Annotated in this window: 16 protein-coding genes, 1 tRNA gene and 1 pseudogene; 14 read left to right on the plus strand and 4 right to left on the minus strand. The window is 65.7% G+C overall.

Going from position 1 to position 22,287, the window contains the following annotated elements; translation table 11 throughout:
• Positions 1-68 precede the first annotated feature (68 nt).
• The 6 genes and pseudogenes from trxA (at position 69) to ACSE4D_RS08555 (ending at position 7,722) form a co-directional block, all read left to right on the plus strand.
• Positions 69-497: a thioredoxin gene (trxA, locus tag ACSE4D_RS08530; protein WP_135537738.1), complete on the plus strand. Its 429-nt coding sequence runs from the start codon at positions 69-71 to the stop codon at positions 495-497.
• Positions 494-1,183, plus strand: coding sequence for a class I SAM-dependent methyltransferase (locus ACSE4D_RS08535; protein ID WP_436327074.1), 690 nt, complete (start codon positions 494-496; stop codon positions 1,181-1,183). Before trxA ends, ACSE4D_RS08535 begins: the two co-directional genes overlap by 4 nt.
• Positions 1,184-1,341: 158 nt before the next feature.
• Positions 1,342-4,509 (plus strand): annotated as a pseudogene (gene fdnG / locus ACSE4D_RS08540) (formate dehydrogenase-N subunit alpha); the annotation flags it as partial.
• A 359-nt stretch (positions 4,510-4,868) separates the two neighbouring features.
• On the plus strand, positions 4,869-6,002 hold the full coding sequence (locus ACSE4D_RS08545) for a 4Fe-4S dicluster domain-containing protein (protein WP_205683295.1): 1,134 nt from the start codon (positions 4,869-4,871) through the stop codon (positions 6,000-6,002).
• Positions 5,999-7,243, plus strand: coding sequence for an NrfD/PsrC family molybdoenzyme membrane anchor subunit (nrfD, locus tag ACSE4D_RS08550; protein WP_436327075.1), 1,245 nt, complete (start codon positions 5,999-6,001; stop codon positions 7,241-7,243). The genes ACSE4D_RS08545 and nrfD overlap by 4 nt, the downstream gene beginning before the upstream one ends.
• A gap of 257 nt (positions 7,244-7,500) precedes the next feature.
• Complete coding sequence (locus ACSE4D_RS08555) at positions 7,501-7,722, plus strand: hypothetical protein (RefSeq protein ID WP_135537743.1); 222 nt, start codon at positions 7,501-7,503, stop codon at positions 7,720-7,722.
• 6 nt (positions 7,723-7,728) lie between these two features.
• On the opposite strand, the gene selD is transcribed toward ACSE4D_RS08555, so the two are convergent.
• Together selD and ACSE4D_RS08565 are read right to left on the minus strand one after the other, a co-directional pair.
• Entirely contained in the window at positions 7,729-8,715 is a 987-nt protein-coding gene (gene selD / locus ACSE4D_RS08560; RefSeq protein ID WP_426936911.1) for a selenide, water dikinase SelD, read from the minus strand.
• An 81-nt stretch (positions 8,716-8,796) separates the two neighbouring features.
• A complete protein-coding gene (locus tag ACSE4D_RS08565) occupies positions 8,797-12,591 on the minus strand; it encodes a phosphodiester glycosidase family protein (protein WP_426936912.1) in 3,795 nt (1,264 codons plus the stop codon).
• 331 nt (positions 12,592-12,922) lie between these two features.
• Here ACSE4D_RS08565 and ACSE4D_RS08570 point away from each other — a divergent pair.
• The 8 genes from ACSE4D_RS08570 (at position 12,923) to ACSE4D_RS08605 (ending at position 20,956) form a co-directional block, all read left to right on the plus strand.
• Positions 12,923-13,017, plus strand: a tRNA-Sec gene (locus tag ACSE4D_RS08570).
• A gap of 92 nt (positions 13,018-13,109) precedes the next feature.
• Positions 13,110-14,507 carry an L-seryl-tRNA(Sec) selenium transferase gene (selA, locus tag ACSE4D_RS08575; protein ID WP_426936913.1) on the plus strand — a complete coding sequence of 466 codons (1,398 nt, stop codon included), beginning with the start codon at positions 13,110-13,112 and terminating at the stop codon, positions 14,505-14,507.
• Complete coding sequence (selB, locus tag ACSE4D_RS08580) at positions 14,500-16,404, plus strand: selenocysteine-specific translation elongation factor (protein WP_426936914.1); 1,905 nt, start codon at positions 14,500-14,502, stop codon at positions 16,402-16,404. The genes selA and selB overlap by 8 nt, the downstream gene beginning before the upstream one ends.
• A gap of 203 nt (positions 16,405-16,607) precedes the next feature.
• Positions 16,608-17,984 carry an NAD-dependent succinate-semialdehyde dehydrogenase gene (locus ACSE4D_RS08585; RefSeq protein ID WP_135537747.1) on the plus strand — a complete coding sequence of 459 codons (1,377 nt, stop codon included), beginning with the start codon at positions 16,608-16,610 and terminating at the stop codon, positions 17,982-17,984.
• Between the two features lie 126 nt (positions 17,985-18,110).
• A complete protein-coding gene (locus ACSE4D_RS08590) occupies positions 18,111-18,890 on the plus strand; it encodes a helix-turn-helix domain-containing protein (protein WP_436327076.1) in 780 nt (259 codons plus the stop codon).
• 121 nt (positions 18,891-19,011) lie between these two features.
• Positions 19,012-19,446: a PaaI family thioesterase gene (locus tag ACSE4D_RS08595; RefSeq protein WP_167854337.1), complete on the plus strand. Its 435-nt coding sequence runs from the start codon at positions 19,012-19,014 to the stop codon at positions 19,444-19,446.
• A gap of 439 nt (positions 19,447-19,885) precedes the next feature.
• Positions 19,886-20,323, plus strand: a complete 438-nt coding sequence (locus ACSE4D_RS08600) for a helix-turn-helix domain-containing protein (protein WP_135537750.1) — start codon at positions 19,886-19,888, stop codon at positions 20,321-20,323.
• Between the two features lie 54 nt (positions 20,324-20,377).
• On the plus strand, positions 20,378-20,956 hold the full coding sequence (locus ACSE4D_RS08605) for a PIN domain-containing protein (protein WP_135537751.1): 579 nt from the start codon (positions 20,378-20,380) through the stop codon (positions 20,954-20,956).
• Positions 20,957-20,994: 38 nt separating this feature from the next.
• On the opposite strand, the gene ACSE4D_RS08610 is transcribed toward ACSE4D_RS08605, so the two are convergent.
• Both ACSE4D_RS08610 and ACSE4D_RS08615 read right to left on the minus strand, forming a co-directional pair.
• Positions 20,995-21,867: an aminoglycoside adenylyltransferase domain-containing protein gene (locus ACSE4D_RS08610; RefSeq protein ID WP_426936915.1), complete on the minus strand. Its 873-nt coding sequence runs from the start codon at positions 21,865-21,867 to the stop codon at positions 20,995-20,997.
• A 15-nt stretch (positions 21,868-21,882) separates the two neighbouring features.
• A complete protein-coding gene (locus ACSE4D_RS08615) occupies positions 21,883-22,224 on the minus strand; it encodes a cupin (protein ID WP_135537753.1) in 342 nt (113 codons plus the stop codon).
• Positions 22,225-22,287 lie beyond the last annotated feature (63 nt).

Raw genomic sequence — 22,287 nt, forward strand, 5'->3', positions numbered from 1 at the left:
CATGCTGTCCAGGAGAAATGCCAACCCCGTCCAGACATCATTCATCCTCGGCTCCTAGACTGACCCGCATGTCTACGATCGAAATCACTCAGGACAACTTCGAATCGACCATCAACGACAACGAGATCATCCTTCTCGACTTCTGGGCCGATTGGTGCGGCCCGTGCAAGCAGTTCGCTCCGGTCTTCGAACAGGCCGCAGAGGCCAACCCCGACATCGCCTTCGGCAAGATCGACACCGAAGCCCAGCAGCAGCTGGCCGGCCTCTTCGCGATCTCCTCGATCCCGACGCTCGTCGCCTTCCGCCAGGGAATCGTCGTCTTCGCTCAGCCGGGTGCGCTCGCCGCACCGCAGCTCGAGCAGGTCATCACCGCCGTCAAGGGCCTCGATATGGACGAAGTCCGCGCCGAACTGGCCAAGCAGGACGCTGCCGCCTCGACCGAGGCCGCGGACGACGGCCCCGATTCCATCCCCGCCGATCCGGGCGTCGACCAGTGACCGATTCCATCGCTGTCCCGGATTCCGTGGCGGCCTGGGAAGAGCGCTACTCCGGATCTGACGACCCCGTGTGGTCGGGCAGCCCGAACGAAGCCCTCGTCGCCCTCGTCGGTGACATGGCGCCCGGCCGCGCCCTCGACGTCGGCTGCGGAGAGGGTGCCGATGTCGTCTGGCTGTCCGAACACGGCTGGGCCGCCACCGGAATCGATCTGTCGACCACGGCCATCGACCGTGCCCGCAGGGCCGCCGACGACCGCGGAGCGAAGGCCGACTTCGCCGTCGCCGACATCTCCACCTGGGCACCGAAGGCCGCATCAGCGGAAGACGCCGATCGCCGAGGCGGCTTCGACCTCGTCACCGGGTTCTTCCTCCACACCCGGTTGCCCGACACCCGGGAAGAGCTGCTCGCCCGGGTCGCCGAACACGTGGCACCGGGCGGTGCCCTGCTGCTCGTCTCCCATGCCACGATGCCGCCGTGGGCGGCAGAACACAATGAGAAGCTCGACCACGGGATGGACCACCACCACGAACCGGTGAGCCCGAACGGAGACTTCGCTCTGCTCATCGGTGCCAGCCCCGATCGCTGGGAGATCGAACTCGCCGAGACCCGGACCCGACAGGTGACCTCACCGGACGGCGAACCCGCCGAACTCGATGACGCCATCCTGCTTGCTCGCCGGGTCTGAGCCGGACCCTTCCCGGGGCCTGAACCCAAGCTCTTTCCGCCTGAGCCGAACGGTCGTCACCGATCGCTCGACTCAGGCGGTCTCACCTTGCAGGACGCGGTGATTCCACTGCGGCTCGCCTGATGCATTTTCCGCATGTGAGGGTCTATGGTTGAGCCATGGCTCGGTTCAGCTTCCTCGAGTGGCCGGTACTCCGGCAATTCCGCACCTCGGACAAGACGGGACGCGGAGAATCTGTCGTGTCCCAGAAGACCCGAGACACCACCCCGCGCACGGCTACGGCCGATAAGGTCGTCCAGTCCGTGTGCCCCTACTGCGCCGTCGGCTGCGGACAGAAGATCTTCGTCAAGGATGACAAGGTCGTGCAGATCGAAGGCGACCCGGATTCGCCGATCTCGCGTGGACGTCTCTGCCCGAAGGGAGCCGCCAGCGAACAGCTGGTCAATGCCAACGGACGCGTCACCGACGTCCTCTACCGCGCTCCGCGTGCCAAGGACTGGCAGAAGCTCGATCTGAATACGGCGCTCGACATGGTCGCCGACCGCTTCATCGAAGCCCGCCGCAACCATTGGGAGGACGTCGACGACAAGGGACACCCCCTGCGTCGCACGATGGGCATCGCCAGCCTCGGCGGGGCGACCATCGACAACGAGGAGAACTACCTCGCGAAGAAGCTCTACACGGCGGCGGGCGCGATACAGATCGAGAACCAGGCGCGCATTTGACACTCCGCCACGGTTCCCAGTCTGGGAACCTCGTTCGGGCGAGGCGGCGCCACACAACCCGTCCAGGATATGGCGAATGCGGACTGCATCATCATCCAGGGATCCAATATGGCCGAGTGCCACCCCGTGGGCTTCCAATGGGTGACCGAGGCCAAGGCCCGTGGTGCCCGCATCATCCACGTCGATCCTCGTTTCACCCGCACCACTGCGATCGCGGATAAGCACGTCCCGATCCGGGCGGGCTCGGACATCGTGCTCCTCGGTGCGCTCATCAACCGTGTGCTCAGCGACGGTGCGTACTTCGATGAGTACGTCCGTGCGTACACCAATGCGACGAATCTCATCAGCGAGAACTATCAGGACACAGAAGACCTGGACGGACTCTTCTCCGGGTTCGACCCCGAGACGAACTCCTACGACAATTCGACCTGGTCGTACCAGACCGATGAGTCGGGGGCGCCCGTCACCGATGAGACCCTGAGCGACCCGCGCACGGTCTTCCAGATCCTCAAACGCCACTACTCGCGCTACACGCCTGAGATGGTGGCCGAGAACTGCGGCATCAAACCGGCAGACTTCGAATACCTCGTCGAGTCGGTGACTCGGAATTCGGGGCGCGAACGCACCACGTGCTTCGCCTACGCCGTGGGCTGGACCCAGCATTCGCTGGGCGCCCAGTTCATCCGCACCGCCTCGATCCTCCAGCTGCTGCTGGGCAACATGGGTCGTCCCGGCGGCGGCATCATGGCCCTGCGCGGACACGCCACGATCCAGGGTTCGACCGATATTCCGACCCTGTTCAACCTGCTGCCCGGCTACCTGCCGATGCCCAGCGCCGGAGTCCATGAGACCTTCGACGACTACGTCAAGGCGGTGGGCACTCCGGAGACCCACAAGGGCTTCTGGGCGAACGGACGCAGCTACGCCACCAACCTGCTCAAGGCGTGGTGGGGCGATGCCGCCACGCCGGAGAACGACTTCGCCTACGACTACCTGCCGAAGATCAACGGTGCCCACGGCACGTATCAGACGCAGGTCCGCATGCTCAACGACGGTGTCGACGGGTACTTCCTGCTCGGCCAGAACCCGGCCGTCGGCTCGGCCAACGGGCGGATGCAGCGCATGGCGATGAGCCACCTCAAGTGGATGGTCGTCCGCGACTTCCGTCTCATCGAATCCGCCACCTGGTGGAAGGACGGCCCCGAGATCGCCAGCGGTGAGCTCAAGACCGAAGATATCGAAACCGAGATGTTCTTCATGCCCGCGGCCAACCACACGGAGAAGGCCGGCACCTTCACCCAGACGCAGCGCCTCGTGCAGTGGCGGCACAAGGCCGTCAACCCACCCGGCGATGCGCAGAGCGAACTCGACTTCTTCTTCGAACTCGGCAAACGGGTGCGCGAGAAGCTGGGGGACTCCGACGATCCTCGTGATCGTCCGCTCCTCGACATGACCTGGGACTACCCGGTCGATGAGGAGGGTGAGGTCGACGCCGAATCCGTGCTGGCCGAGATCAACGGCTACTACGTCGGCGGTGACAAGGACGGACAGCCGCTCGATAACTTCAATCAGATGACCGACGACGGCACCACCGCGGGCGGCTGCTGGATCTACGCGGGAATCTATTCAGGCGGCGAGAACATGGCCGCCCGACGCAAGCCCCGAGCCGAGCAGGACGAGACCGCCGCCGAATGGGCCTGGGCCTGGCCGGCGAACCGACGGATCCTCTACAACCGCGCCTCTGCAGCACCCGACGGCACACCTTGGTCGGAGCGGAAGAAGTTCGTGTGGTGGGACGAAGAGACCGGAAAGTGGACGGGCAAGGACGTCCCCGACTTCCCGATCGACCGGGCACCCTCGGCCCGCTCGGATCAGCCCTACGGCGGACCCGCCAACCTCGACGGGGACGATCCGTTCGTCATGCAGGCCGACGGCAAGGGCTGGCTGTTCGCGCCCAGCGGCATGGTCGACGGGCCGATGCCCACGCACTACGAGCCGCAGGAATCCTCGGTGGCCAACCCGCTCTACGAGCAGCAGTCGAGCCCGACACGACTGGTGATGCGCAGGGAGGACAACCTCTCGGCCCCGGCCGCAGGCAATCCCGGTTCCGAGGTCTACCCGTACGTGTTCACGACCTACCGCCTGACCGAGCACCACACCGCAGGAGGAATGTCGCGGTGGCTGCCCTACCTCTCGGAGCTGCAGCCGGAGATGTTCTGTGAGATCTCCCCGGAGCTCGCCGCCGAGGTGGGACTCGAGCCCTACGGATGGGCGACGCTGGTCTCCCCGCGCGCCGCCATCGAGGCCCGCGTGCTCGTGACCCGGAGGATGACGCCGTTGACGATCGGCGGGAAGACCATCCACCAGATCGGCCTGCCCTACCACTGGGGCGTCGGCGGAGACGCCACGGTCGAAGGTGACTCCGCGAATGATCTGCTGGGCGTGACGATGGACCCCAATGTGTTCATCCAGAACAGCAAGTACGTGGCCGGCACGATCATACCGGGACGCCGTCCACGGGGTCCGGAGCTCGTCGACTTCGTCGAGAAGTATCAGCGTGAGGCCGGTCTGAGCCCGGAATCGGGCAATCAGCTGGTCACGGTCTCCGAGGACGTCGTCGCCGAGTCCCTGGCCGCGGACTCTGCGGCCAGCAAGGGCGGGCATCCGCATCGCGGTGGGGACTCCGCCGTGGGTGTCACCCCTGGGCGCACCCTCGGAGACGAAGCCGTCGACAGTGCCGATGATCGCACGGGCCGGGTCGATCTTGGACCCACCGACAGCGTGGACCAGAACCCGACCGAGACCGTGGACGCGAACCGCGCGGACGATGGGGACCCGACCGATGGCGACCCCGACCGCGGTTACATCGGCAAGGATGCGGACAAGGCTCAGCAGGGCAACCTCGGCGAGGGTGCCCAGACGGATACGGTGGACAACACAGGAAACGAGGAGGAGGACTGATGTCGACATCGACCGTCGAGAACGATGCCGTTGCGGATGGGCACTGGCACGGTTCCGCGCACGAGCGCAAAGGGTTCTTCACCGATACGTCGATCTGCATCGGCTGCAAGGCCTGTGAGGTCGCCTGCAAGGAGTGGAACAACAATCCGCAGGACGGGACCTACGAACTCCTCGAATCCTCGTATGACAACACGGGCAGCCTCGGGGCGAACACCTGGCGACACGTCGCCTTCATCGAACAGGACTCCGAGCGGATCGAAGCCGCCCGCGAGTCGGGGCGGAAACTCGTCAACCTCGGCATGCCGACGATCCGTCCGCGCACGGATGAGTCGGCAGGTGCCCAGCCACTCGGCGGTGCCCTCGGTGCGGCAGCGGATGGGTCTGCCGGAAGCGGAGGACTGCCCTCGACCCCACCGATGGGCATCGATCTGCTGGCACCCGGCGCCCTGGAACCGAGCGATCCCGAGGACATCGCCAACCTCGATACGACGCCCCCGGACACGGCGGACTTCCGCTGGCTGATGTCCTCGGACGTGTGCAAGCACTGCACCCACGCCGGCTGCCTGGACGTGTGCCCCACGGGAGCGCTCTTCCGCACGGAATTCGACACCGTCGTCGTGCAGAACGACGTCTGCAACGGCTGCGGAACGTGCGTGGCCGGCTGTCCCTTCGGCGTCATCGAGCGCCGCGATGACGGCACGATCAACACACCCACCGACCGTGATCGCAGCGCCTCGGACATGGACGTGCCGGACAAGAACACGGCCAACAAGTGCACCCTGTGCTATGACCGCCTCGTCGATGGGCAGGAACCGGCGTGCGCGCAGACCTGCCCCACGGAATCGATCAAATTCGGCGACCATGACGACATGGTCGACAAGGCTCACGCCCGCGTGGCCGATCTCCATGCGAAGGGTCTGACCGAGGCTCGCCTCTACGGCGCGAACCCGAACGACGGGGTCGGTGGCACCGGATCGGTCTTCCTCATCCTCGACGAGCCCGAGGTCTACGGGCTGCCGCCGGATCCGCGTGTGCCGACGAAGGACCTGCCGAAGATGTACGCCAATGCCGGCATCGCGGCGCTCGGCATGGTCGCCGCCGTCGGACTCGCCTTCCTCGGGAGCCGCCGTTGAGCACGTCCGAATATGACTCCTACCGTCCACCCGAGCCGGAAGGCGGACGCAAGAAGCGCCGCCGAGGCGGTCGGCCCGGTGGCGGTCGTGGTGGACCGGGTGCCGGTGGTCGGCGAGGCGGTGGCTGGAAGAACCGCGGGGCTGACGGCAACCGTGAGATGCCGATGGTCGAGGACGTCGAATTCACCTCCTACTACGGTCGACCCATCGTCAAGGCTCCGCCCTGGGGCGATGAGATCGGGCTCTACCTGTTCCTCGGCGGTCTGGCCGGTGGCTCGGCCCTCTTGGGTCTGGGCGCACAGTTCAGCGACCGTCCCGGTCTGCGCATCGCTTCACGGATGACAGCGATCACCGCAACAGGAATCGGGGGAGCGGCGCTCGTGGCCGACCTCGGCCGGCCCGAACGGTTCCTCAACATGATGCGCGTGTTCAAGGTCAGCTCCCCGATGAGCCTGGGCACCTGGATCCTCTCCGGCTTCGGCGTCGGTTCGGGCGTGCTGACCGCCATCGAAGTCGATCGCCTGACCGGTGAGAAGCTGCTGCCGCTCGGCCCCCTGCGCCGCGTGCTCCACGCCCTCGAAACGCCTGCCGCCATCGAGTCAGCGCTCTTCGCCACACCTCTGGCCGCCTACACGGGCGCGCTGCTCGGCGATACCGCGGTTCCCACGTGGAACGCTGCCGGTCGCAACGGACTCTCATATGTGTTCGTGGCCTCGGCATCGATGGCCGCCGGGGGAGCGGGAATGGCGCTGGCTCCGATCCGCGAGACCGGTCCGGCTCGTCTTCTGGCGCTGACCGGTGCCGCCGGTGAGATGGTGGCGATGGATCAGATGAAGAAGGGCATGCACCCCGCCGAGGTCGATCCGATGGAAGACGGCGAACCCGGCCACAAACTCCACCGGGCCGAGAAGCTGCTCCTTGCCGGTGCCGCCGGTGCCGCCGCCGTCGAGGTGGGGGCACGAGTGTTCGCGAAGAAGCTCGCCGGTAAGACTGACGCATCGAGTGGTGCCTTCGGTGCCGGGGGCAAGCGGAGCTGGAAGACGAGGACGGCGCTGCGTGCGCTCTCGGTCGTCTCCGGTGCGGCACTCGCCGCCGCCTCGGCGTACACCCGCTTCGGGGTGCTCGAGGCCGGCATCGAATCGACGAAGGATCCGCGTCACGTCGTCGAACCCCAGCGCGCTCGCCTCGAGGAGCGTCGGGCCCGCGGCATCACCGACGACTCGATCACGACAGGGTGGTAGGGGCGCTGGCTGGCAGACGACGCTGAGGCCGATGCCGCCGGACCCCTCACCCGCAGCGACATAACCTCCCGGTGCACCGCTGCGCTGTGCCGCTAACGGTGTGTTGTGCCGCTATCGGTTCGCTGTGCGGTCAGCGGTGTGTCGTGTCGCTGACGGTGTGAGATGCTCCGGGTGTTGTGCGGGCAACAGCGTGGGATGCCTGCACGGCCGGCAAGACGGGTTGCAAAACACAGCATGTGCAGTAGCGTAGGAAATCTATGAAGAAGCTGCTCCAGGATCGTCAGAGCGTCAGACTCGGTGTGTTCATGGCGCTGCTTTTCCCGTTCATCTATTTCGGCATGAGCCTTTTGGGCTTGGGCAATGACGCCTTCTCCTGGTGGGAGGCACTGCTCGTCGGCCTCGGGAACGGTGTCCTCTTCTGGTTCTTCTTGTCCAGCTTCCGACAGTTCCGCGACGAGGACGTCACTCCACGCAGATGACCGGCGTCACCGCACGTGCACGCCCGAGCCGATGGTGATCTCGCCGATGATCGGGTGGCCGGGCAGTTCACCGACGACGAGCAGTCCGCCTGAAGTCTGCGCATCGGCGAGGAGGAACAGCTCGTCCTCGGTCACCGAGTCGTCGGCGGTGAGGTTCGGGCGCACCCAATCGAGATTGCGCCTGGTTCCGCCCGAGACATAACCATCGGCGATCGACTCATCGACTCCGTCGAGGCGGGGCACCGCGGCCGCGTCGATGACGGCACCGACCCCGGAGGCCCGAGCCATCTTGAACAGGTGTCCGAGCAGGCCGAACCCGGTGACGTCCGTGGCCGCTCGCACCCCGGCCGCGACAGCCGCCCGGGCAGCATCGGCATTGAGCGAGGTCATCGTGGCGATGGCTTCGTCGAAGTTCTCACCGGTGACTTTGTGCCGGTTGTTGAGGATGCCCACCCCGATCGGTTTGGTCAATGTCAGGGGAAGTCCCACCTCGGCGGCATCATTGCGCATGAGCTCATCGGGGTGGGCCACCCCGGTCACGGCCATTCCGTACTTCGGCTCGGGATCGTCGATCGAATGCCCGCCGGCGACGGGGCAGTTCGCCTGCGCCGCGACGTCGAGCCCACCGCGCAGGACCTCGGTGAGCAACTCCATCGGCAGCTTCTCACGCGGCCATCCCACGAGGTTGATCGCCGTGACCGGCGTCCCGCCCATTGCATAGATGTCCGAGAGTGCGTTCGCCGCAGCGATCCGACCCCAGTCGTAGGCGTCGTCGATGACCGGTGTGAAGAAGTCCGCTGTCGAAAGCACCGCGAGATCCTCGCGGATTCGCACCGCCGAGGCATCGTCACCGTCGTCGAGACCGACGAGAACATCCGGACCCGGCTGCCCGACCAACCCGCGCACCGCGTCCTCGAGCTCGCCCGGAGGAATCTTGCAGGCGCACCCTCCACCATGGGCGAATGAAGTCAGGCGGTCATGAATCGCAGTCATACCCGGAGACTAACACCGGTGGCGACGGGCGAGCACCTGCCGCCACCGTCTGAGGGCGTCGAGGTTGTCCCCGGCTGAGCCTCAGTGACTCCGGCTCGATCGGTTCGTTCTACGCGCCCGAGACATCCGGGCGATGAGGAGCCCGCCGATGACGAGCATGGCGCCGAGCCCGGCCGTCAGCAGGACCGGGCCACCGGTACGCGGAAGGTCGCCTCCGCCGCTGGCCTCCGAGCGGCCCCCGGACGTTCCGTCCTTCGCCGTGTCATCTGCGTCTGCGGAACCTGCGCCGGAGCCGCCATTGGCGGACGTGTTGTCGGAGCCATCGTCGTCAGAATCCTCGTCCGACCCGCTTGCAGTATCGTCGCCGTCCGCGTCTGCGCCGCTGACCTCGTCACCGCTGCCGTTCTCGGACCCATCGTCGTCTCCGGGACCGGGCGGCGGCTCCTCGCCGGCCACCTCGACTCTCGCCTTCGTTGTCTTGCCGTTGACGGTGACTTCGAGTACCGCGGTACCGGGGTTCTCTGCGGTGATCTCATGCGTGGCCGGGTTGACGCGGATGACAGCGGAAGCCGCCTCGGCGCCGGTGATCGACGTTCCCTTGGTCGCACTCTGCGCTGAAGCCGAGCCCGAGGAACTGCCCGTCGCCACCTGCATCGCCGTCTCTTCTCCGGAATCGATGACGACACCATCCCCGCCCCACTGGGCGGTGGCCGGCCAGCCGATGGGCACGGTGCGCTCGCCCTGTGTGAACTCGGCCGAAATGCCCGCGGACTGCCCGGGAGCCAAGGAGCCGGGGGCATCGAGGGAGATCTCATCGACGCGCGGTTTGGTCTCCGCGGCCAACCAGCCCACGCGATCGGCAGTGCTCGGGTTCTCGCCGACCTCGCCCGCACCGGGATCGATGCCGAGCATCGTCCAGCCGGTGAACCCACCGGTCGACGGAGTGCCTGCAGGACCCTTCCCGGAGTTGCCGTTGATGAGGTAGGAGACTCCTTCAACGGCAGAACCGTGGAAGGCGCCCACATGACCGTTGACCACCGCGGCGGACTTACCGCTGTCCCTGCGGAACTCGCCGAGCTTCTTCTCAAGCTCTGCGGCCTCGCGCCGATCGGCGAGCTGACTCGTCTTCGACGGCAGCGGATCCTGCGGCGGGTGGTGGAAGAACACGGAGATGCCGGTGAGGTAGTCACTGTCGGCCACCTCGTCGAGGGCGTCCTCCAGCTCCCTCAGCTGCGCATCATCACTGCCGTTGAGGGAGCCGGCAGACGAGTTGAGCGTGACCACCTTCGTCCGACCGAGGTTCCTCTGGGTCGTCGGTGCGCCGAATGCGGACTCGAAGTTCTCGATCTCACCGCCCATGATCTCGTGATTGCCGGGCACGTAGACGTAGGGGATCGAATCGTCCCACTCCGCATCGAGGATCGTCTCCGCCAGCTCGAAGTCGGCCGGCGAAGCTTCATCGACGAAGTCGCCGTTGATGACGAGCAGGTCGGGATCGGCCGCGCGAATCTCCTTCAGCGTGCGTCGGGCGCCCTCGACCGACTCCGAATCGGGGTCGGTGGCGACGAACTGCGCATCGCTCATCACGGCGACCTGCTGAGGGCGGCCTTCGACGGTGCCGCTGCTCAGCAGCGCCGGATCATGCGGGGCCTCGTCCGCAGGCTGCCGGCTCTCGGGAGTCGAGATCGCGCGCAGATCGGCGATGGAGATCTCGCCCTTGTACTTCTCGGCCGAGCGGGTCTCCATCAGCCGTATCCGCTCAAGAGTCAGCGGCTGAGACAGTCCTTCAGGGACCTCGAAGCGGATCTTCTGCCACCCCTCGAAGGTGATGTGGTCGCCGTCGATATTCGTGCTTGTTCCGTCGGCGGTGCTCACCTGCAGCCGGGGCCAGGGTCCTGTGCCATCGCCGCGGACCATCATCTCGAAGGCCACGGTGTCACCGTCGAGCTTCACCGGTTCCTTCGGGATGAGGTAATAGCCGCGAGTCGCCGAGGAGGTCGAGAAGTCATAGCTGAGATCGAGGCTCGGCTGACCGTCCTCGGTCGGCTCACCCACGGAGAACGAACCGGTCGCCCTGTCCACGCCATCAGTGAAGACCGAAGCTTCAGCGAAGTCGAGAGCCTGCTTCGACTCGGTGCCGACGGTGACGGGGATGGACGTGGAGACGTCCCCGACCGTTACCGTCACCGAGCCGGAAGCATTCGCGTCACGGCCGGAGATGACGAGTTCGCCCAGGCCATCGCTGTCGACCTCGATGCCCTCATCGGCGTCGACGTCGATGTCGGGGGTTTCGATGAGTGACCGTCGGCCTTCGGAGTCGTACCCGGTCAGGGACACCGAGGCGGAATCCTCGGTGTCCTGCAGGCTGATCGTGCGGGCACTCGGCCACAGTCCGACCGGATCGCCGAGCACGTCGAGATCGGTGCGTGCGGTGTGCCCGTCGACCGCGTAGCTCACCCGCCCGTTCCCGGTCTGATCTCCGGTGACGCGCGCAGAGGAGTCGTCCGATTCGGCGACAGAGACCCCGCCGTCGGCAGAGAAGCTGCCAGAGGCGGCGATGGGCTCGAGATTGGCGCCGAGTCCCGTGCCCTCCACGGTTCGGCCCAGGCCCTTGAGGACCGTGTTCTGACCTTCGAGGCTCGGCTCGATCTGCGCATCGCTGAGAGTCTGGGCGGGGGCATCGGAGTAGAAGACCAGCGCATTGCCGACGGTGCGCTGCTCTCCGTCTGAGGGCTCGTTCTGCACCACCGGTGCGTCCTTGCCTGCGGTGCGGGCCAGCATCGTCGTCGACCCGCCGCCGTCGAGGTTGACGGCATTGTGGGCGCCGATGTCGGCGAAGAACTCGCCCATGTCCTCGAGGCTCATTCCGCCGGAGTTCTCGGTGCGGCCGTCGATCGTGGTGACGAAGAGTTCGGAACCATCCTTGCTGATGCCCACGGCTGTGCGCGGGTGTGCGGTCTCCTCGAGGTCGCCTTCGCCGAGCTTCGGCACTTCGCCGTCCTCGAGAATCTGATGACTGCCGGCCAGGCCGAGGTCGACGTCCTCACTCGGGCTGATCTCCACATCGACCTCATCGCCGACCTCGAGTTCGGCCAGTTCCTTCGCTCCGGAATCTCGGCCCAGGAGCACCTGTCCGTCTTCGGGGATCTCGGGGTCGCCCGCCTCGTCGACGATTCCCGAGGTCTCCGTGACGGTGCCGTCGACGACGGTGACACGGGCGATCTCCGTCGCCATCGAATCGGGACCGCCCACAGGGCGGTCGAGCGTGTAGTCGCCCCAGGCTTCGTTGTAGACGCCGATCGCGTCCGGCGACAGATCCGGATTGTTGAGGCCGACGAGAGCCGTCTCTTCGCCGTCGTGGGTCAGTGTGCCCGCAGCCGACAGCATCTGCACGGCAGCTTTCTGCCCTTCGACGGTGAGCGCTGGCTGAGGTTCCTGAGACCCGATTCGCATTCCTTCCTTCGACACCGAGGTGTAGATGGGGGCATAGGAATGATTGATGTCGAAGAAGGTCCCGTTCACTGCCGCGACCGCCTTCTTCCCGTCCGGTCCCGTGCCCATGATCTCTCCGGTCGTGCCCTTGTCGGCCACGGTGCCGGGGTCGCGGACGTCGAGGGACAGCGAGTCGGTGGTGAGGTCGGCGGTGAGCACATTGCCGTTGTTCCAGCCCCCACTCTCAAGTCGCGAGAAATTCGTGAGCTCAAGCCCGGGTGCGACGCGTTTCGTCTCCGAGGAGCGCAGCGCCGAGTCGTCCCCGCCCAGGTCCTCGTCGCTGGGTGCTGCGGCGAATGCCGGCGCCGAGGCAGGGTCCGGCATTTCCGGAATCGCTGCCGTCGGAGCCACGAGAGCTGCGAGGATGACCAGAGTGGTCAGCATGCCCCGGATGGGGGAGAGGCGGGGGGCCTCTCGGAGTGGGGCGGGGGCCGTGCTGAAACGGGCGCAGTGACGCGATGAAGGCATGACGACTTTCCGGAAACGAGGTCGGGGACCTTGTCACCTTAAGTCGTTCATGACAACCGCTGAGCAAACCCTGAGTGAACTCAAGCCTAAGTTCCGCTCCTGGTCAGAGCGCTGCGGAAGGGGGTGTGCACCAGAAGCGGCGGACAGCGAGCGGTCGCGCCGGGAGGGCGACGTTCGCGGCGACCAGGCGGCCGTCAGCTCGCGACTCGGTGGGAGCGGGCGCACACCGCGGGGTAGGATTCTTCGTGGAGGCGTCCGTGTCCTGGTGGGCGCCCTGGTCTTCAAAACCAGTGAGACCGAGCATCTCGGTCTGGCGGGTTCGATTCCCGTCCGCCTCCGCCACAGTCCACCCGTTTCGCCGGCGGACGCGAAGGCAGGCGAGAGCAGCGCGCCACCGGTTCGCGCCCGTGCGTCGGCACACCCGAGGAGGCCCCATGGTCGAGTCCGACCCGCGTCGCAGCATACCGCGCACGGACCTCCTCCTCGCCTCACCGGACATCATCGCCGCAGGTGAACACCTCAATCAGGCGACGGTCAAGGCGATCATCACCGAAGTCCAGAACGCCGCCCGCAATGGTGAGATCCCCGTCGCCGAGGTGACCCCCACCCTCGTCTCCACGCTTCGTTCCCGTACGGCTTCCTCCCTGACTCCGGTGCTCAACGCCACCGGCATCCTCGTTCACACGAACCTCGGCCGCGCACCACTGTCACCTGCGGCAACGCAGGCCGTCACCGAAGCAGCCGGATACGTCGACGTCGAAATGAACCTGGCCGGCGGCAAACGCAGCAAACGCGGAACCGGGGCGAAGACCGCCCTGCTGCGAGCCTGCCCTGCAGCTGGGGACGCCCTCGTCGTCAACAACGGTGCCGCCGCCCTGCTGCTTGCGGTCACGGCACTGCGAGGCCGCGGCGCCGCATCCGGGACTGTCGGGTCGACTGCCACCGCCGGTTCAGCTGCCGGCAGTCCCGACGAGATCGTCATCAGCCGCGGTGAGCTCATCGAAATCGGTGCCGGCTTCCGTCTCACCGACCTCATGACCACCACCGGCGCCCGCCTGCGTGAAGTCGGCACGACGAACCGAACGCACCTCTCCGACTACGCCGAGGCGATCGACGCGACCACATCGAGTCTGCTCAAGGTGCATACGAGCAACTTTCGCGTCGAAGGATTCACCGCCTCCGTCGACGTCGCAGAACTGCGCACTCTCGCCGACGAACACGATCTGCCGCTCATCGTCGATCTCGGCTCGGGCCTCTTCACCCCCGATCCCTCACTCCCGGCAGAACCGGACATCGACACCGCTCTGCGTGCCGGTGCCGACCTCGTCATCGTCTCCGGCGACAAACTCCTCGGAGGACCTCAGGCCGGACTCATCCTCGGCCGCGCCGAAGCGGTGCGGGCGGTGGCGAAGCACCCCCTGGCCCGAGCGCTGCGGACCGACAAACTCACCCTCGCCGCGCTCGAAGCAACGATCACGCACACCGCGAACCCCGTCCACGACGCCCTCCACATCGACCCGGATCACCTGCGCAGACGCACCGATTCCCTCGCCGAGGCGGTCGGAGCGAAGGTCGTGGCCCACGACGGACGCGTCGGCGGCGGGGGAGCCCCCGGCGTACCGCTGCCTGGTTGGGCAGTGGAACTTCCCGAAGCCTGCGCCGCCGCACTGCGGACCGGAGACCCCGCGATCGTCGCTCGCACCCACCAGGGGCGCTGCCTCGTCGACCTGCGATGTGTGCCCGAGGCAGACGATGACCGCATCGCCGCCGTAGTCCGGCGGGTGCTGACCGCGGACCACCTCGGCGAAGAATCTCACGACAACGATGCCTGATCAGAATCCGCACCCCGACACCTTCGTCATCGCCACCGCCGGGCACGTCGACCACGGCAAGTCCACCCTGGTCAATGCCCTCACGGGAATGGAACCCGACCGGTGGGCCGAGGAGCGCAAACGCGGCCTGACGATCGACCTCGGCTTCGCGTGGACGACTCTGCCCTCGGGTCGGGAACTCGCGTTCGTCGACGTCCCCGGGCATGAGAAGTTCCTCGCGAACATGCTCGCCGGCCTCGGCCCGGCACCCATCGCCTGCTTCGTCATCGCCGCCGACAAGGGCTGGCAGGCCCAGTCGAGCGACCACCGTGACGCGATCGCCGCGCTCGGGATCACCCGCGGCCTCGTCGTCATCACCCGTGCCGACCTCGCCCCCGACACCATCGAGACCACGAAATCCCAGGTCAGCGCCCAACTGCGCGGCACTCCACTCGAGCACGCCCCCATCGTCACGGTCTCCGCCACGACCGGGGACGGTCTGCCCGAACTCATCTCCGTCCTCGACGAGGTCACGGCCGCGGCCGAGCCCGCGGACACCTCGGCGCGGGTGCGGCTGTGGGTCGACCGCGCGTTCACGATCAAGGGCGCGGGTACCGTCGTCACCGGTACGCTCACGGCCGGGACGCTGCGCACGGGCGACACCGTCGATCTGGTCGGTGAGACGATCGGCCGGACCGTGACCGTGCGCGGACTGCAGTCGAAGAACTCCACCACCACCGAGGCGGTCCCGCAGGCCCGCGTCGCCGTGAACCTGCGCGACACCCCCGCCGAGGATCTCCACCGCGGCGACGCCCTGCTCACCCCCGATGCGTGGCCGGTCGTCGACGTCATCGACGTCCGCCGCACCATGGGCGAGGACCTCGACGCGGGTGTCCGCGAACTCATGGCCCACATCGGCACGGCCGCCGTTCCCGCCCGACTGCGAGGCTTCGACGCCGACCACGCCAGGCTCACCCTGGAACGGCCTCTGCCGCTGCGGCTCGGTGACCGGATCGTGCTGCGCGCGCCGGGCAGCCGCAACGTCTTCGCCGGCCTCGTCGTCCTCGACGCCGACCCGCCCGAACTCTCACGCCGGGGCGCCGGTGCCCGCCGCGGACGTCAGTTGGCCGAGCGTCCGGTCGAGGGGGACATCCTCGCCGAGGTGGCCCGCCGCGGGGCCGTCGAACGCACCGTCCTCGTCCGATTCGGTCTGGAAGTGTCGAGTGATTCCCGGCCCGAGGAGGTCGAAGCCGTGGGCGGATGGCTCGTCCACACTCCCGCGCTCGCCGCCTGGGTCGAAACCGCGAGGACCCTGGTCGGCCGCGAACTCACAGCCCGACCGATGGCCGCTGGAGTCCCCGTCAAAGCCGTTGCCGAAGCACTGCGGCGAGGCGTCGAGACAGCCGACAGCGCTCGCAGCGCCGCAGCGAAGACACCGACGAAAGCACGCCTGCCCCTGCCCGAAGGCGCGGCCGCGGCGACTCGCACCCTGCTCGGCGAGATCATCTCCCGCGCCGGCCTCGAAACCGTTGACGGCATGGTCCGGCCGCCCGGCCACGCGGCGGATCTCGGACCCGCCGAAGCCGGACTCGTCGAACTCGAACGACGTCTCGCCGCCGATCCGTTCTCCGCCCCGGAAGCCGATGACCTGCGCGAACTCGGTCTGGGAGCGCGGGAGCTCGCGGTCGCCGAGAAGGCCGGACGGGTGCTGCGCCTCGGCGACGGAATCGTCGTCTCCCCACGCACCCCCGCCCAGGCGATGCGTGAACTCGCCGGTCTTGAGCAGCCGTTCACAACGAGTCAGGCCAGACAGGCGCTGGGCACGACGCGGAGGACGGTCATTCCGCTGCTCGAACACCTCGACTCGCGCGGGTGGACGCGTCGTCTCGACACCACTCACCGCGAGGTCGTGCGCTGAACCCGTGACCCATGCGGTGGTGGGCCGCCTCGGTGAAAGTCTGCGATCTGTACTACGATCATTTCGGAATGATCGTTCGCGTCCCTTCGGGCGCTTCTGTCGATGGTATGGGTGATAACAGACCGCGGTGATGGAGCCGCGGTGCCGCTTGATCTTGCCTTGACCCCACCATGCCACCATTCGAAACCACCACAGGAGCAACCATGTCGAACTATCGCGTCCAGAATCCCGCCACCGGTCAGACCGTCGAAACCTTCGCCGAGGCGACCGACACCGACATCGACAACACCGTCGCTGCCGCCCACGCCACCTACCTGACCTGGAAGGACACCGACATCCAGGAGAGGGCGGGAATCGTCCGCCGCGCGGCCGAGATCTTCCACGAACGCAAAGACGAACTTGCGCGCACGATCTCGACGGAGATGGGCAAGTCCTATGAGGAGTCCGTCGACGAGGTCGAGTTCGCCGCCGACATCATCGAGTACTACGGCGTCCACGGCCCCAGCCTGGCCACGGACTACCAGATCCCGAGCACGATCCCCGGAACCGCCCGCATCGAGGCCCTGCCCATCGGCGCGCTGCTCGGCGTCATGCCCTGGAACTTCCCGTACTACCAGGTGGCCCGCTTCGCGGCCCCGAACCTCGTGCTCGGCAACACGATCATGCTCAAGCATGCCGATATCTGCGGCCGTTCGGCTCTGCTCATCGAGGAGATCTTCCTCGCGGCGGGTGTGCCCGAAGGCGGCTACTCGCACCTGTTCGCCAACCACGACCAGATCGCTTCGATCATCGCCGACCCCCGCGTCCAGGGCGTGTCACTGACCGGTTCCGAGCGGGCCGGAGCGATCATCGGCGCGCAGGCGGGACAGAACCTCAAGAAGGCCGTGCTCGAACTCGGCGGCATCGACCCGATGGTCGTCCTCGACGCTTCGGATGTCGCCGCGGTGGCTCGTGAAGCCTGGGAATTCCGCACCTACAACGCCGGCCAGGTGTGCAACTCGAACAAACGGCTCATCGTCATGGACGACATCTATGAGGAATTCGTCGACGAACTCGTCAAGCTCGGCACCGGTCTCAAGCCCGGAGACCCGGCGAAGCTCGGTGACGACGAGTACGTGCCGCTGTCATCGCGGACGGCGGCCGAGACGGTCGACGCCCAGGTGAAGAAGGCCGTGTCCGAGGGCGCCCGGGCCCTCGTCGGCGGGGAGCTGGGCGAAGGACCGGCCGCCTACTATTCGCCGACGGTGCTCGTCGACGTGCCCCGGGACTCCGAATCCTATGGCGAGGAGATCTTCGGACCGGTGGCCACCGTGTACAGGGTCTCCAGCGATGAGGAGGCCCTCGAGCTGGCCAATGACTGCGCACTCGGGCTCGGCGGATCGGTCTTCTCCACCGACGAGGCGCGCGCCGATCGGGTCGCTGCAGGTCTCGAGGTCGGCATGACGCATGTCAACACCATCGCCGCCGAGGCCGCCGAGATCCCCTTCGGCGGGGTCAAACGCTCCGGCTTCGGCCGTGAGATGGGCCCGATCGGCATGGGCGAATTCGTCAACAAGCGCCTCCACTTCGTCGCGAAGTAGGCCGCGGCCGATTCTCCGCGGTCTCCTAACTGTGGTCACCTATGCCCTAGGTGCCTACAGTTAGGAGACCGCCATGCTTGTCATCACACCTCGGTAGAATGATGGGCGTGACGGCGACGGGGGCGGGTGACGGCCATCAATTCGATATCATTCGGTGAGCTTCTGCGAGAGTGGCGAACCAGACGGCAGCTCAGCCAACTCCAGCTGGCCACGCGCGCCAGTGTGTCAACGCGCCACCTCAGCTACCTCGAGACGGGACGGTCACAGCCGTCGCGCACCATGATCGAACGTCTCGCAGGCTATTTGGATGTTCCGCTGCGCGAACGCAATCAGCTGATGCATGCCGCAGGCCTGGCACCGACGTACCCCGAGCGTGGACTCGACGCGCCCGAATCGCTGGCAGTCAGCAGAGCACTGCAGTCGATCATGGATGCGCACTTGCCCTTTCCCGCACTCCTCCTGGACCGCTGGGGGGATGTCGTCGACCGCAACGCTGCGACCGACTTCCTGCTCCATGGCTGTGCGGCTCACCTGGTTGAACCCCCGATCAACGCGTTGCGGCTGACCCTGCATCCTGACGGTCTGGCCCCTCGTATCACCAACCTCGGCCAGTGGCGCTCGCACCTGCTCACCCAGGTACAGAGCAGGTCCGAACGTGATGGTGATGCCCGGCTCCATGAGCTTGCGGCGGAAGTGGCCGCCTACCCAGGTGATGACGTCGGTCGTCCAGTGCTCACCGATGTCGTCGTCCCACTCGAACTCAGAGTCGGTGGCGCAGAGCTGCGCTTCTTCAGCATCTCCGCCGCGGTGGAGTCAGCAATGGATGTCACCGTCGACGAACTGCGCATCGAGGCCTTCTACCCGGCCGACGAGACCACCAGAAATGCCATTCTCGGCATGTCATAAAGGCAGAGGCCCCTGTTGGCTCCTGGATAAATGACCTGTGAGGTTATCGACAACGGCCGCTAGAGGGACAACGCTTAGATGACCAAGGCGGCCATCGCCTCAACCATCAAGGATGTCCACCATGCACTCGCTTGCACAGCACTGGATCACGAATGTCATCCTCCACTCACCCGTCGCACAGACCCTCGCAATCTCGGTGCAATCGGCGGAGATCGATCACGTCACTCTCGCGATGCCGTATTCCGAAGAACTGACGACTACACCCCAAGTCCTTCACGGAGGCGTCATCGCGACTCTGATCGATACCGCAGGAGCCGCCGCCTTGGCATCCGGAATCTCACCCGATGACAACGCTTCCGGTGGCGCTACAGCAAATCTCACGGTGAACTATCTCGGCGCGGCCAAAACTGACCTCACTGCGACGGGAAAGGTTGTGCACCGGACTCGTTCGGCGACTCTCACCGAAGTGCACGTCACAGATGCGCAAGGGACTCTGGTGGCAACCGGACAGGTCAACAGTCGGGTCTTTCGGGATCGGTCCGCAGCGTCTCGGTGATAATGTCCTCCATCGCCGAGGCGGTCAGTTCCCTCCACTGCCGATGTGGCGGTGCGGACGGGATTCGCGCTCCGCGGACCTTGGCCAGGGCCAACTCGGTGATGGGAGAATGCTGAGGGAACGTGTCGAGGGCTCGGAGCCGACGGATGAGGTCCGGACTGCGACACCATTCGTCGGCGATGATCGCCACGGAGACCCCGGCGGGCGGCGTTGCGATCATCAAGGATGCGCAGGTCATCATCTGATTCGGCGGAGTCAAGCGCTCGCGCTTCGGCCGCGAGATCGGCCTGATCGGCATGGGCGAATTCGGCAACAAGCGCCTCCACTTCGTCGCGAAGTGGACAGGCTAGTGCGTCACTGATCGCCTAGTTGCACTTATAAGTGAAACGTTGGTATCGTTGTTCTCTAGATATAGAAGTGAACCCGGGAAGGGGTGACTATGTCAGCACTAGCTTCTTCCGAGCGAATTGCAATCAGCGATCAGACTGTGAAGGATGCCCAAGATACTGTCATACCCAGTGAAGCGTCGCTTGTGCTTCGTTTCGCAGGTGGAGAAGAGGCGGAACTTCCGGCCAGTATCCAGAGGACACTATTGCATGCTCTGAAGCTGATCGCGCAACAGGGCTCCGTTTCTATTGGGCAGCTTCCGACGGAGCTGACCAGTACAGTAGCAGCGGATCTGCTCAGCATTTCACGGCCGACCCTGATGAAATGGGTCGGTGAAGGCCGAATCAGTTCGTTTAAGAAAGGCTCACATACGCGTTTCAGCAGAGACGAGGTATTGGATCTTCGAGAGCGTAACGTGGCTGCTCGCCGGTCTGCTTTCGACGAACTGCGTCAGCTGGATGAGGAGCACGAAGAGTTCCTCACTGACTGAGACGAATCACTGACTAGCTGGAGGGGGAGTATCCACTCCAGCTAGTCTGTTTCTATGCCCCAGCGAGTGTTTGTCGATGCCAACATCTTCTTTAGTAAGACCCTCCTTGATTGGATGTTTCATTTGAGGCAGGCCAACGAAGGTATGTTTCAACTTCATTCGACCGAGGATGTTTTTGCCGAGGTGCTGGCAAATATGCGCAAAGAACAGCCCGAAGCGCCTGGGCATCGGACTCGTCACCGTCTCGAACTCATACGAGCTTGTGTCGACGAGGTGGTACAAGACTTTCCGGGCAATGTTGAGTTCACAGGTGAAGACCCAAATGATTACCATGTTCATGCGGCGGCGCTGGCAGCCCGCTCTGACCTTGTAGTCACGTCCGACCGTCCGACCGGAATCACGACTACACCGGATTCCCAGCCATATGAGGTCATTTCTCCGGATGATTTCTTCATGCTCGTGGTCGACTCTGCGCCTTCATGCCTTCGCCCGATAGTCCGTGACCAGTTCGAGTACTGGAAATCCAAGCCGAAATTCCGACAGCTGGACGAGGCTCTTGACAGGGCTGGATGTCAGCAGTTTGCACTGCGCGTTCGTGAAGCATTGAGCAACATAGCGCAAACCGCCTATTGAATCTCGTCAGTGCAGAACGACATCATCACGTAAATGGATCAGTTCTTGCCCGCGGTCTGTGCGTTCATGAGTATGTCCTCCATTGCTGAGGCGGTCAGTTCCCTCCACTGCCGATGTGGCGGTGCGGACGGGATCCGCGCTCCGCGGACCTTGGCCAGGGCCACCTCGGTGATGGGGGAATGCTGAGGGAACGTGTCGAGGGCTCGGCGACCTGCCTCCTCCTTGCCGATGATTTCGCCGGTCATCAGCGTGTGGTGCATGCGGGCGGGGCCGAGCACGCACCACACGACGGTGCTGGCGGCGAGTCCCCGCGGGGACGTGAGAATGCGGCGGACCAGAGCCCGAACACTCCGTAGCGGCCGAGCGCGGAGCCGAGCCGCCAGGGGAGACCAGTACTCTCGCAGATTGTCCGTGACCCATGGACGCAGTCGATCCGGTTCCGGGTTGAGGCACCACTCGGTGAACGCGCGGCCGCGGACGACGATGCCGCCGTCGACGAGTTCCTTCCAGACGACAGGGTTGACGTCGAACGCCCGGTTCGCCTCGAAGATCTCACCCGTATGCGAAGCGATCGGACGGATGCCGGTGACGGGCCGCGTGAGGTCGGACTTCCAGATGAACGAGACGTTGCAGCAGGCGCTGAATCCCCGACCACGTGCTGCGCGCAGAGCCAGTCGCGGAAGCTGCGAGAGGTGGAGAAGCCGCAGCCGGACGATGAGATCACGCCGATCCCGCCAGTCATCACCGATCACGGCGACGATGTCGATATCACTGCGATTCGGTCGATAGGCCCCCAGGGCAACCGACCCGGCCACTGCGGCCGCGATGACCGCGCCGGGAAGCAGACGGTCGGCCACCCCGAGATACGACTCGATCGCGCGGGAGACCTCGGTGGGCAACGTCATCGCCATGGGGCAACGGTGCTGTCAGGAATAGGAGGGTTTGTCGACGCTGGTCACCGTGGTCAGCAGGAAGGCGCAGTCCTCCAGCGCCAGCACCGAGTGGCGCTCATGGGTGAGGATCCACAGTTCGCCGGCCCCGAACTCCCCCTGCATCTCCTCGCCGAGTTCGACCCGGATGCGTCCGCTCAGCACCTGGATGCTGGCGGCAGGAGGCGAGTTGTGAGCGGGAAGTCGCACTCCGTCTGCCAGAGCGATCACTGTCTGGCGCAGCTCGCCATCGTGAGCGACGAGTTCGGCACTGCGCCCGTTCTCGTTGTCCCGTGCCTGGGCCACATGGGTGTCGGTGAGCTTCTTGAGATCAGCCACGTCAGTCCTCCGCGTCATCAGAATGTGATCCACGATACCCGACCGACCCGTCAGGGCACCTGA

This window comes from Brevibacterium sp. FAM 27836, from assembly GCF_051351055.1.
Taxonomy (GTDB): Bacteria; Actinomycetota; Actinomycetes; order Actinomycetales; family Brevibacteriaceae; genus Brevibacterium.

Excerpts from the sequence above, each read along its gene's own strand:
- ACSE4D_RS08555 (WP_135537743.1), top strand. The coding sequence starts at position 7,501 with ATGAAGAAGCTGCTCCAGGATCGTCAGAGCGTCAGACTCGGTGTGTTC.
- ACSE4D_RS08600 (WP_135537750.1), top strand. The coding sequence starts at position 19,886 with ATGTCAGCACTAGCTTCTTCCGAGCGAATTGCAATCAGCGATCAGACT.
- selD (WP_426936911.1), bottom strand. The coding sequence starts at position 8,715 with ATGACTGCGATTCATGACCGCCTGACTTCATTCGCCCATGGTGGAGGG.
- selB (WP_426936914.1), top strand. The coding sequence starts at position 14,500 with ATGCCTGATCAGAATCCGCACCCCGACACCTTCGTCATCGCCACCGCC.
- ACSE4D_RS08610 (WP_426936915.1), bottom strand. The coding sequence starts at position 21,867 with ATGGCGATGACGTTGCCCACCGAGGTCTCCCGCGCGATCGAGTCGTAT.
- ACSE4D_RS08595 (WP_167854337.1), top strand. The coding sequence starts at position 19,012 with ATGCACTCGCTTGCACAGCACTGGATCACGAATGTCATCCTCCACTCA.
- ACSE4D_RS08565 (WP_426936912.1), bottom strand. The coding sequence starts at position 12,591 with ATGCTGACCACTCTGGTCATCCTCGCAGCTCTCGTGGCTCCGACGGCA.
- trxA (WP_135537738.1), top strand. The coding sequence starts at position 69 with ATGTCTACGATCGAAATCACTCAGGACAACTTCGAATCGACCATCAAC.
- selA (WP_426936913.1), top strand. The coding sequence starts at position 13,110 with ATGGTCGAGTCCGACCCGCGTCGCAGCATACCGCGCACGGACCTCCTC.
- ACSE4D_RS08545 (WP_205683295.1), top strand. The coding sequence starts at position 4,869 with ATGTCGACATCGACCGTCGAGAACGATGCCGTTGCGGATGGGCACTGG.
- ACSE4D_RS08605 (WP_135537751.1), top strand. The coding sequence starts at position 20,378 with ATGCCCCAGCGAGTGTTTGTCGATGCCAACATCTTCTTTAGTAAGACC.
- ACSE4D_RS08585 (WP_135537747.1), top strand. The coding sequence starts at position 16,608 with ATGTCGAACTATCGCGTCCAGAATCCCGCCACCGGTCAGACCGTCGAA.